The organism is Chroococcidiopsis sp., assembly GCF_051657925.1.
GTDB lineage: Bacteria > Cyanobacteriota > Cyanobacteriia > Cyanobacteriales > Chroococcidiopsidaceae > Chroococcidiopsis.
This window is the reverse complement of the sequence record NZ_JBOFLP010000065.1, coordinates 1-10,341: the sequence shown is the minus strand read 5'-3', so window position 1 is coordinate 10,341 and position 10,341 is coordinate 1. Positions and strand designations below refer to the sequence as shown.

At 44.8% G+C, this 10,341-nt stretch carries 13 protein-coding genes; 5 read left to right on the top strand and 8 right to left on the bottom strand.

What is annotated here, in order from left to right; translation table 11 throughout:
• Nucleotides 1-129: 129 nt before the first annotated feature.
• The 3 genes from ACRC32_RS05025 to ACRC32_RS05015 form a co-directional block, all read right to left on the bottom strand.
• A complete protein-coding gene (locus ACRC32_RS05025; protein ID WP_438552958.1) occupies nt 130-342 on the bottom strand; it encodes a hypothetical protein in 213 nt (70 codons plus the stop codon).
• Nucleotides 342-1,421 carry a PIN/TRAM domain-containing protein gene (locus ACRC32_RS05020; protein WP_438552957.1) on the bottom strand — a complete coding sequence of 360 codons (1,080 nt, stop codon included), beginning with the start codon at nt 1,419-1,421 and terminating at the stop codon, nt 342-344. The genes ACRC32_RS05025 and ACRC32_RS05020 overlap by 1 nt, the downstream gene beginning before the upstream one ends.
• A gap of 243 nt (nt 1,422-1,664) precedes the next feature.
• Nucleotides 1,665-1,826, bottom strand: coding sequence for a hypothetical protein (locus ACRC32_RS05015; RefSeq protein WP_438552956.1), 162 nt, complete (start codon nt 1,824-1,826; stop codon nt 1,665-1,667).
• A gap of 414 nt (nt 1,827-2,240) precedes the next feature.
• On the opposite strand from ACRC32_RS05015, the gene hemW reads away from it, so the two are divergent.
• Entirely contained in the window at nt 2,241-3,545 is a 1,305-nt protein-coding gene (hemW, locus tag ACRC32_RS05010; RefSeq protein WP_438552955.1) for a radical SAM family heme chaperone HemW, read from the top strand.
• Nucleotides 3,546-3,642: 97 nt separating this feature from the next.
• On the opposite strand, the gene ACRC32_RS05005 is transcribed toward hemW, so the two are convergent.
• Nucleotides 3,643-4,059 carry a hypothetical protein gene (locus tag ACRC32_RS05005; protein WP_438552954.1) on the bottom strand — a complete coding sequence of 139 codons (417 nt, stop codon included), beginning with the start codon at nt 4,057-4,059 and terminating at the stop codon, nt 3,643-3,645.
• Between the two features lie 342 nt (nt 4,060-4,401).
• Here ACRC32_RS05005 and ACRC32_RS05000 point away from each other — a divergent pair, with 342 nt between their 5' ends.
• From ACRC32_RS05000 to ACRC32_RS04985, 4 genes are all read left to right on the top strand, one after another.
• A complete protein-coding gene (locus ACRC32_RS05000; RefSeq protein ID WP_438552953.1) occupies nt 4,402-5,472 on the top strand; it encodes a glycosyltransferase family 4 protein in 1,071 nt (356 codons plus the stop codon).
• A gap of 33 nt (nt 5,473-5,505) precedes the next feature.
• Nucleotides 5,506-5,694 carry a hypothetical protein gene (locus tag ACRC32_RS04995; RefSeq protein ID WP_438552952.1) on the top strand — a complete coding sequence of 63 codons (189 nt, stop codon included), beginning with the start codon at nt 5,506-5,508 and terminating at the stop codon, nt 5,692-5,694.
• A gap of 221 nt (nt 5,695-5,915) precedes the next feature.
• Complete coding sequence (locus ACRC32_RS04990; RefSeq protein WP_438552951.1) at nt 5,916-6,944, top strand: zinc-dependent alcohol dehydrogenase; 1,029 nt, start codon at nt 5,916-5,918, stop codon at nt 6,942-6,944.
• A 149-nt stretch (nt 6,945-7,093) separates the two neighbouring features.
• Nucleotides 7,094-7,891, top strand: coding sequence for a hypothetical protein (locus tag ACRC32_RS04985; protein ID WP_438552950.1), 798 nt, complete (start codon nt 7,094-7,096; stop codon nt 7,889-7,891).
• Nucleotides 7,892-8,013: 122 nt separating this feature from the next.
• Here the strand turns inward: ACRC32_RS04985 and ACRC32_RS04980 are convergent, their stop codons facing one another.
• The 4 genes from ACRC32_RS04980 to dps all read right to left on the bottom strand — a co-directional run bounded on the left by ACRC32_RS04980 (nt 8,014) and on the right by dps (nt 10,198).
• Nucleotides 8,014-8,550 carry a Dps family protein gene (locus ACRC32_RS04980; protein ID WP_438552949.1) on the bottom strand — a complete coding sequence of 179 codons (537 nt, stop codon included), beginning with the start codon at nt 8,548-8,550 and terminating at the stop codon, nt 8,014-8,016.
• 128 nt (nt 8,551-8,678) lie between these two features.
• On the bottom strand, nt 8,679-8,831 hold the full coding sequence (locus ACRC32_RS04975; RefSeq protein ID WP_438552948.1) for a hypothetical protein: 153 nt from the start codon (nt 8,829-8,831) through the stop codon (nt 8,679-8,681).
• A gap of 10 nt (nt 8,832-8,841) precedes the next feature.
• On the bottom strand, nt 8,842-9,450 hold the full coding sequence (locus ACRC32_RS04970; protein WP_438552959.1) for a helix-turn-helix domain-containing protein: 609 nt from the start codon (nt 9,448-9,450) through the stop codon (nt 8,842-8,844).
• Between the two features lie 181 nt (nt 9,451-9,631).
• Nucleotides 9,632-10,198, bottom strand: coding sequence for a DNA starvation/stationary phase protection protein Dps (gene dps / locus ACRC32_RS04965; RefSeq protein ID WP_438552947.1), 567 nt, complete (start codon nt 10,196-10,198; stop codon nt 9,632-9,634).
• Nucleotides 10,199-10,341: the final 143 nt, after the last annotated feature.

Sequence of the window (10,341 nt, the reverse complement as noted above, 5' to 3'; positions counted from 1 at the left end):
GGGATGAAGTGGTCATTTGTCATTTGTCATTGTTCTCCTCTGCTCCTCTGCTCCTCTGCTCCTCTACTCCTCTGCCCCTCTGCCCCTCTGCCCCTCTGCTCCCTGCTCCCTGCTCCCTACTCCCTTTCTTCACTGATTTTTCCGTGCTTTCCAAGTGCCACCGTAGCGGTAAAAAGGATTATCCTGACTCACGCTAGCCCAACAACTCTCACACACGAAAACCCAAGTTGCCGACTCGTCGTATTGTACCCGAAACAAAATCGGTGCGGGTTGCCCACACCGATCGCAGAATTTTGTCCGAAGCTTGCGCCCCATATGTCCCGTTTTACTTCCTGTAGCCATTAAGCATAAGCTGATGCTTGTGGTTTGGCGAAGATCATTCTTCCCGCTGAGGTTTGTAAAGCACTCGTTACGACAACGCGCAATTCGCCACCAATATAGCTACTACCGTCCTCGACGACTACCATCGTCCCATCCTCTAGGTAGCCTATACCTTGACTGGGTTCTTTGCCTTCCTTGAGGATCTTCAGGTCGATGTTGTCTCCTGGCAAATAACTCGGGCGCAGGGATTGTACCAGATCGTTGAGATTCAACACGGGTATTTTCTGTAAACTCGCTACCTGAGACAAGTTGTAGTCGTTGGTCAAAAGAGTGCCGTTGATCTCCTGCACGAACCGTACTAACTTGGCATCGACTGTAGGTACATCTTCGTAGTCAGTCGAATGGATGGCAATGCGTTCTGGATAACTTGCTTGGATGCGGTTGAGGATTTCTAACCCCCTCCTACCCCGCAGTCGTTTGAGGTCTTTTGCCCCATCTGCTAGTTGTTGCAATTCTTGAATGACGAACTGCGGAACGAGAATTTGCCCTTCTAGAAATCCGGTAGCTAGCAGCGTTTCGATTCGACCGTCGATAATACAACTCGTATCCAAAACCTTAGTTGCCGCAGGTTTTAGCGTTCCCTCTGCGACTAACATCGTCTCAACTGAATTGGGATTGATCAACCGTAAGAACGTCCGTCCGTGGGTATCAGCCAGGTTAATCCCTGTAAAAGCGAAAAGGACACTACCCAAAACCGCTACTAGGGGCTTAATAAAGCTAAAATCTTGGGGAATCGGTAGCAGAAAGAGGGGGGCTAGCATTAAGTTGGCGATTAATAGCCCCAGCACCATGCCAATCGCGCGTGTCAATAAAACGTCAACTGGCATCTCTCGAACTTTGGTTTCGAGACGGCGATAGGTCGTTTGAAAACTCAGTCCGACTCCACCACCAATCATCGCCGCAAAAACAGCAATGACTAATCGTAGCGCATCGAGATTGGTAACTTGCCGCTGCACGGTTTCTGGCAACAGCTCTATGCTGTAGAAGCCGATTCCGGCTCCTGCTATGATGAATGTAATAATTATGATTGCGTCCAGCATTGGTTAAGTCCAATTGAATTGGGGTTATACTCCATTGCTTGGATTCCCCTGTCTGGGTTGGTATGAGAATCAGCAATTTATCGATACTGGCTCTATGATATAACCTTGAGGTTATGAGGTGCCGTCCGATCGCGACGGTTAATACTACTCTTAACAAGAAGATTGTTAAAAAATAGTTTGTTTAGAAGGAGACAGGAGACAAGGAAGACAGGAGACAGAATGGATCGAAAATGTAGTTCAAGTCTATTGTTTCTTTCCCAATATCTGTGGTTCTCTTTCTTTTGGCATAATTATTTTTAGATTACCGAGCTTTAAATCTATAACTATAATTTTCAAATTCATCCTTCTATCTCCCTTGTCTCCTATTTCTATTCTCTTTTGTAAACTTTCAATTCTATCCTTCATAAACCAAATTTTGTCCTGCTTGAGGCAGGAAGCGAAATCTAGTTAAGAGTTAATTAAGGCAATGTTTTTCCTAGCAGAGCGGCTCAAATTTCCAAATCAATTTTCATAAACTTTATTAAACAATTATTGACAAATCTCAAGTTATCGATTCCTACTTTCAGTCTCAAGGGTAAACTTACCGATATTTTAGGTCAATCTGAGTAACAGAAATACGAATTTTTAGATATCTCTAAAGACAAGATTCTAGCTGCGATTCGAGTTCTTTTGCCCTAAAAACTATAGAGATTTAGTATATGGAGCTACCCATTTTTGGTATGATTCTTACTAGCGAAGCCAACTAGTAAAGCAAAAAGATACTATCAAAATCAAAAGAATTTATTCATTCCTGTTGTTTTGCGATCGCAACTTTTTACCGTGACTACCAGATTAAATCTGACTCCACGAAACTTAACTTTAGAATTAGCGCATTTAGGTATTCCCAGTGCAGCGTACATACATATCCCATTCTGTCGGCGGCGCTGCTACTATTGCGATTTTCCAATTTCCGTTGTGGGGGATCGCTTGCGGGGTGAGACATCTGGCATGATTTCTCAATACGTGCAGATTTTGTCTCAAGAGATTGCCGCTACACCAGCCATAGGAAAACCTTTAGAAACAATTTTTTTTGGCGGTGGTACGCCTTCATTATTATCGAGCAGTCAGCTAGCTCAAATTTTAGCAAGGCTCGAATGTCAATTTGGGATCTCTCCTCAAGCAGAAATTTCGATGGAGATCGATCCAGGTACGTTTACCCTCGCCCAACTCCAAGCATACTTATCGGCTGGGGTAAATCGCTTCAGTCTGGGCGTACAAGCATTTCAGCCAGAATTGTTGCAAGCTTGCGGGCGATCGCACGATCTGAATGACATTTGGCAAGCTGTAGAATTATTTCGTCAGGCTAAAGTGCAAAATTTCAGCCTCGATCTGATTTCTGGATTACCGCGCCAAACTCTAGAACAGTGGCAAGAATCGCTCTTAAAAGCAGTGGCGATCGCACCCAATCATATTTCAATTTACGACTTAACCATTGAGCCGGGAACAGTTTTCGGACGCTACTATCAATCGGGGGCAAGTCCATTGCCTTCAGACGAACTGACAGTGCAAATGTATTGTCTTGCCCAGCAAACTCTGACACAGGCTGGATACGAACACTACGAAATTTCCAACTACGCCCAGTCAAACTATCAATGTCGTCACAATCGAACTTATTGGGAAAACCGCCCCTACTACGGTTTTGGTATGGGTGCAGCTAGCTACACCAACAATCAAAGATTTACCCGTCCCCGTAAAACAAAAGAATACTCTGACTGGGTAGAAAATTTTATCGCTGCTGGAGGAGTGTTAGATTGTCCTCAAACTCCACCGGAGGAAGTTTTACTAGACATTTTGATGTTGGGCTTAAGGTTGCAAGAGGGAGTCAGTTTATCTACATTATCTCAATTTGGAGATGACAAACTACAACAAATTTGGACTTGCTTGCAACCGTATCAGCATCAGGGCTGGATAGCAATGACAGGGGCGATCGCCCAACCTTTTTATGCAAAAGGCTGGAACAAAGTTATTGGCAACATGTTTTACGGCGAGAACCTCGTAGGCGATTGGCGGTTACGGTTAACCGATCCGCAAGGATTTTTATTTTCCAACGTCGTTTTAGCAGATTTGTTTGAGAAGTTGGGATGAGTTGATGGTAATTGGTGGTTGGTAATTGGTAGTTGACGGTTAACTGGTCACTGGTCACTGGTCACTGATAGCTGGTCACTGGTCACTGGTCACTGATTTACCAATCACTCCTTTGCGGCGCGGGACGACTGGGTTTTTTTTCTGGTAAGACAACACTCACATCTCTAGCCGGACAGCCAACCGCTACAGCTAAGTTGATTTTTCGATTGGCAGCTTCGTTATCTACAAAAATATATGCCAAGTCAACATTCGCGCCGTTGACTCTCACCTCCCAGTAATCCTGACTGCCTGTCGTTGCAGCTGCTAAATCTTGGATCGCGATTTGGTTGGGAATGCGATCGCCACAAGGTTCGCATAACTGATATATAGTTTGACCGACTTGCAATCTAGAAACTGCCGCTAAAGCTTGTTCTTTACTAACGTAAGCGCATTGATCTGCCCATGCTTCAGTAGCAAATCCCAAACAAACGCACAAAGATACAAAAATTGGATGCGATCGCAACTTTTTTCTCACTGTCTTGCTCTAAATAGAGGTAGCTTATTTTAACTATTGCGGGGAATTTTTAGAGCGAATTTGGTGTGAATTTACGATTTCCTCTCTACCCACAATTGCTGTGAGGTAGACATACAGATGATCCCGTGGATAGATGGCTCTACACGTTAGTAAGACTTAAATTAGAATCCTAGACTTGTAGTGAACTTTACCAAAAAAACAAGCCCAGTTTGGTTGTTCGCATTCCGTTTTTCATGGTATGTAAAAATTAACCATGCTAAGTATTAATACTTGCGTTGGCAGGAAAATTCATCATTCCATACCACTTTTTTCTATCTTACTACTCAGCGATCGCAATTAACTATGAAAATTGCTCAAGTTGCGCCTTTGTGGGAGAGAGTACCACCCCTTACCTACGGGGGTACAGAATTAGTTGTGAGTCAATTGACTGACGAATTAGTACGTCGCGGTCATGAGGTAACATTATTTGCTTCTGGCGACTCTCAAACTTTGGCTTGCTTAGAAGCAGTATGTCCTCGTGCTATCCGTTTAGATCCAGAAATCAAAGACTATACAGTCTATGAAATGTTGGAAATTAGTCAAGTTTATGAAAGAGCGGCAGAATTCGATCTGATTCACTCTCACATAGGCTTGGCAGTGTTGGCAATTGCTCCCCGAGTCAAAACACCAACTATCCACACGCTGCACGGTAACTTTACGCCAGAAAATAGCAAACTCTTTCAGCTACATTACAAACAACCATATATCAGTATTAGCAATGCCCAAAGGCAATTAGATCTCAATTATTTGCGAACTGTATATAACGGGATCGATGTCGAAAAGTATTCTTTCTTTGCCCAACCCCAAGAACCATCTTATCTTGCTTTTCTAGGGCGACTGTCACCAGAAAAAGGACCGCACCACGCGATCGCAGTTGCCAAGCAGACAGGTTTACCGCTGAAGATTGCAGGCAAAATTGATGCTAGCGATCGCTCCTTTTTTGAACGAGAAATTGCGCCACAAATTGATGGTAAGCAAATTGAATATATTGGAGAAGTCAATCGCGCTCAAAAAATCGAATTACTTGGCAATGCATCTGTAACTCTATTTCCGATTACCTGGGACGAACCATTTGGCTTAGTCATGGTAGAGTCGATGGCAACAGGCACGCCAGTCATCGGTCTGAATAGAGGTTCTGTACCAGAAGTCATTGCTCCTGGGAAGTCTGGATTTATATGTAACACCATTGCAGAAATGGTTGCTGCCGTACCTCACGCTTTAGAACTCAACCGACAGACTTGCCGAGAATATGTAGAGCAGCACTTTGGGATCGCGCAAATGGTAGATGGGTATGAAGCAGCTTATCAAGAATTACTCACTAACCGCATTGCTCAAAATGGGCGCATTCTCTCTCAGAATCTCGCTCTTTCATAAATATTTTTCTTTTTAATACGGAGATAACCAAGTATGAATAGGAAAACTCAAGCTTGTCCGTGTTGTGATAATGCTTTACTGCGACATATCCGACATGGGAAAGTTTACTGGTTTTGCACTCACTGTCGGCAAGAAATCCCCATTTTGGGGATCGAACGAACTCCTGTAGAAACTAGCATTTCTGAGGCGATCGCGCTCGGTCAACCTTCGGTCAAAGCATAAAAAGCCTGGGCGATTAGAAATCGCCGCTATACAAACCAAGTCCGCCGGCGCGGACTGACAGTAAACGTTAATCTCTTAACCCGCGCAGGCGGGTTTTGTCCGTGTAGTCGAGCCAGTGCGTTGTGAGGGTTCCCCCCATTGAAGCAACTGGCTTGCGACTTACAGTCGCCAGATGCAATTGACCTGCTACAATCAACCGCAGAAGTTACAAACAAGAAAAAATGCTAGCTGCGGTGCTATATGGTCGAGAAGACTTGCGTTTGGAACAAGTCCCCGAACCTAACCCAGGAACGGGAGAGGTCATATTAGCAGTCACAGCAGCAACAACCTGCGGGACAGACCTCAAGGTATGGCGACGGGGCGGACATGCCAAAATGCTCAAACCACCAACCCTATTCGGACATGAGGCAGCTGGACGAATTGTCGAGGTGGGTGCAGAGGTCAAAAATTGGCAAGTGGGCGATCGCGTTGTTGCAAACAATTCCGCTCCATGCATGGAATGTTTTTTTTGTCAACGGCAAGAATATTCCCTGTGTCTCAACTTAACTTGGAATAACGGTACATTTGCGCAATACCTGAAAATTCCTGCCCGAATTGTCGAACATAATCTTTTAGCAATCCCCCCTACCTTAACAGATGAATTAGCAGCGCTGACAGAACCTTTGGCTTGCGTGCTGCACGGAGTCGCTAGGTCGAACGTAAAAGTTGGCGATCGCGTCGTCGTGTTGGGTGATGGGGCGATTGGGTTGATGTTTGTTGCAGTCTTAGCCCAGCAATCAGTACAGGTAATGTTATTTGGCGGACGCGAGCGCCGATTACAAATCGGGGGAAAATTCGGTGCAGCTCAAACTTACAACTACCGTCAACTAGCAGATGTTCCCGCCGTAGTTAAAGCACAGACAGATGGATGGGGCGCAGATGTCGTTATAGAAGCTACCGGAATCCCCAGCGTGTGGGAAACTGCGATCGCCTGCGCTAGACCTGGGGCGACAGTCAATCTTTTCGGGGGTTGTCCCAGAGATACCTCAATTACCGTAGACACAGAACAACTGCACTACAGCGAACTTACACTTAAAGGCGTATTTCACAATACACCAAAATACGTTCGCGCCGCCTTAGCCCTACTCGCCAGTCGAGAAATTCCCTTCGAGTTATTAATTAGCGATCGCCGTCCGCTACAAGACCTAGAACAAGTATTTCACGACATGCAACAACGGCAAGTTATCAAAGTTGTCATTTATCCTAAGTGAGTCGTAAGTCGTAAGTAACTGCTCGTGCGCTCGTGCGTTCCCTGCTCCCTGCTCCCTGCTCCCTGCTCCCTGCTCCCTGATAACTGATAACTGACAACTAATTTTGGGCATCCTAAGAAATAGGAATCAAGTTCTTGCGATCGCCTAAAATGTCACTTCCACTGCTTTTCGCTCAAGCATCAGTTAAGCCAAAATCTATAAAAACTCAAACTGTATCGCCTCCACCTGCTGAGTTTCCCGTTCTTTGGGCATCTGCTTCTGGCGGACTTTTCATATTACTAGTCGGTCTCGCTGTTTTTGGCAAGCTAAAATTTCAACAGCTAGAAAAAAAAGTAAGAATGGAGCAATTCCGCGTCCAAGAGACACAAAAACAATTGAAGCTGGCTTTGGAAACCATTCGAAGAATTGAGGAAAACCCAGATTTAATTAATTCTCGCGAACTCAATCTTGACTATCTAAGAATGCGAATGGCGGAGGAGGTGTTCCATTTTGCCATCATTAGTCAAATTAAAGCCAAGATCAAGGATAAAATCTCTCAAGCTTTGCGTCCTGCTAATAACAATGCAGGAGTTGTAGGAATTGCTGGCAGTAGCGGCGGAAAGCAAGTTGATGAGATTGTTGAAGTGGAATATGAAACTGGAGCAACAATTCAAAAAAATAAATGCGTTTTATTTCGCGTCCAGATTCGCCTAGCTAAATTACCAATTCAAACGACTTCTGCCACAGTTAAAGATATTATTGATTGTATTGAAACTTATCTCAGTCCAGCCGAAGATCACGACAATTGGCAACCAACAATTCAAGGAAGATTAGTATACATTCACTGGGATCAAAAAGCAAAACCCACCCCTTTACTATTAATGGAGCAATCTAACGAAGGAGTTAACGTAAGTTTTCGCACCCAGCGATCGACCAAGAGTAAAGATTTATTCACCCATCGAATCTAAAAACTGTAGGGTGGGCAACGCCCACCTTGTTTGTATCGCTACGAATTCAATTCGCTCTAACAAAAAAGGCAACAGAGTATATCTGTTGCCTTTATTTACTTACAAGCTATGGCTAAATCCAACTAACGCATAGCAGGGACTTTATCTAAGTCAGACTTCTTACCATCTGCTTGCAGTGCTTCTCCTTCGATGAAGGAACGTAGCATCCAAGCCATTTCTTCATGACCTTCCATCAAACCAGTCAAGAAATCAGCCGTACCTTCGTCATGAAAATCTTCAGAACATTTGTCGATATGTTCGCGCAGGTTACGAATGATTAGCTCGTGATCGTCTACCAACTGAGCTACCATTTCCGTTGCTAGGGGTACATGATCGGCTTGCTCTTGGATAGAACCATACTCTACAAAGCCTTTTGCTGTACCTACAGGGAATCCACCCAAAGCACGAACCCGTTCAGCGACAGAATCGATAGTTTCTGTCAAAGCTTGATACTGTTCTTCCCACAACTGATGCAGAGAACGGAACTGGGGACCAACAACATCCCAATGGAATTTTTTAGTTTTGATCAGTAGCAAATAGGAATTCGCTAGATCTTTGTTCAACAATTCGATTACACCTGTGCGTTGTTCTTCAGATAAACCAATGTTTAGCTTACGCATAATTTTTTGTTGTCTGCTCTCTTACTCCTCTTCTAGTGCAACAAATTAACCCCAGTCTGAGCATCAGCCATAGGGGAGATTATGTAATCGTCCTTCTAGCAAGGCTTTGAGCTACTTAAGAACAGTTGTCAGTTATCAGTGAAGAAAGGGTGTGGGGTGTGGGGTGTAGGGTGTGGGGTGTAGGGTGTGGGGTGTAGTGAGTAGCTAGTGGCTAGAATTGCTCCCGATCTCTCCTCTGCACCTGAAGCTCCTCTGCTCCCTTGTCTCCCTTGTCCCCTCACTCCTCACTCCTCACATGGGGCTGACCTTGGCTCGATAGAGTAGCTTTTCACCTTGACAATAGCCGGTATAGCGCACGATGACTGTTTCACCTGGCTGGGCGCTGCCCGATAATAGTTGATGTAGTTGGGGATCGTATTCTACTTCAGCCCCAACAGGCGCGATCGCTTCTACATCCCATTGTTGCAATAACTGCTCGATTGGTTTTACCAATGGTAACAGTTTAACTGCTGCTAGCTCGGGATTTTCCTTAGCTTTGTGGGCGGCTGTGGGCCATTGCAACAACCACGATTCGATCGCCTGTAAACTGGCTAGTTGAAATTCTTTTCTAAGTTCTTGCTGTTGTCTGGCTAGTTCTGCTTGCAAGCGTTCGTATTCTCTTTTTAATTCGGCAATTGGTGGTGAATTCTCACTGGGTACTACTTTGACATTAGGGGCGATCGCCGAGTAAGTGGCAATTAGCTCCCAGAATGAGACTTCTAACGCTTGACTGAGCTTGAGTAAAACATCTATCCGCATTTGCTCGATCTCTCCCCGTCGCAGCTTGCGGATTTGTTTTTCCGATACTCCTGCTTGTTGGGAAAGTGCCTTATAACTGGAAACACCCACCCGCTGCATCATTTGCTGCAACGAATGGGTGTAATCTTGACTTGACGGGAGCTGATGGTGAATCAATGTTGAGTGATGAGTAAGCGATCGGCTATAACTGCGATTATGCCACTCAAGTCTCCTGTACGGGCGGGATTATTGCAGAATTATTGACTCTGGTACAGGTATCTTCCAAAAAAACCGCCCCTACAGCTTATTTAACGGCAACTGGTTGTTTCATAGCAGTGCCATCTTGTTCTGTGAGCCGTCCAGTTGGTTGCAAATGTGCTTCTAGGAACCACAACCGCATATCGATAGTACGGGAGACTTCTACGTACATATCGTTGGTGTCTGCGTCGTTGACTTCCCCAGTTTTATCGATCGCTTCCCGTAAGTGCTTGCCATAGATTGCTAAGCGATCGGCTAAAGCTGCAACGTGATCCTCACCACTATTGATGTCGTAAGGATACTCTGGCAAAATCGAAAACTGGGCAGCAGCGCGAGTTGTTCCTACTGCATAGCCACCAAGAGCTGTAATCCTTTCGGCGAACAAGTCGATATATCCTTCAACCTCAGTAGCAATCTCATCAAATAATTCGTGCAGTTGAAAGAAATCTGTCCCCTTCACGTTCCAGTGTGCCTGCTTCAACTGAGTTTTCAAATCGGTGGTAGCAGCCAGGGTTTGATTAAGTAGCTCTACCACTTGCAAGCGAGTGTCGGTAGGAAGATCGATGCGAGTGGGGTATAAGCGACGTTGATGTTGTTGATAATTGGTACTCATATGCCTCTACTCAGTGGTTTACTCGATTTTCTTAGCTTAGAGCGATATTGCTCTAGGAAGGTACTTCACAATTCAATTTTTAATTTCTCGTTCAGCATTTAGCAATCAGGAGTATTTCACTAACTACTCTTCACTGATAACTG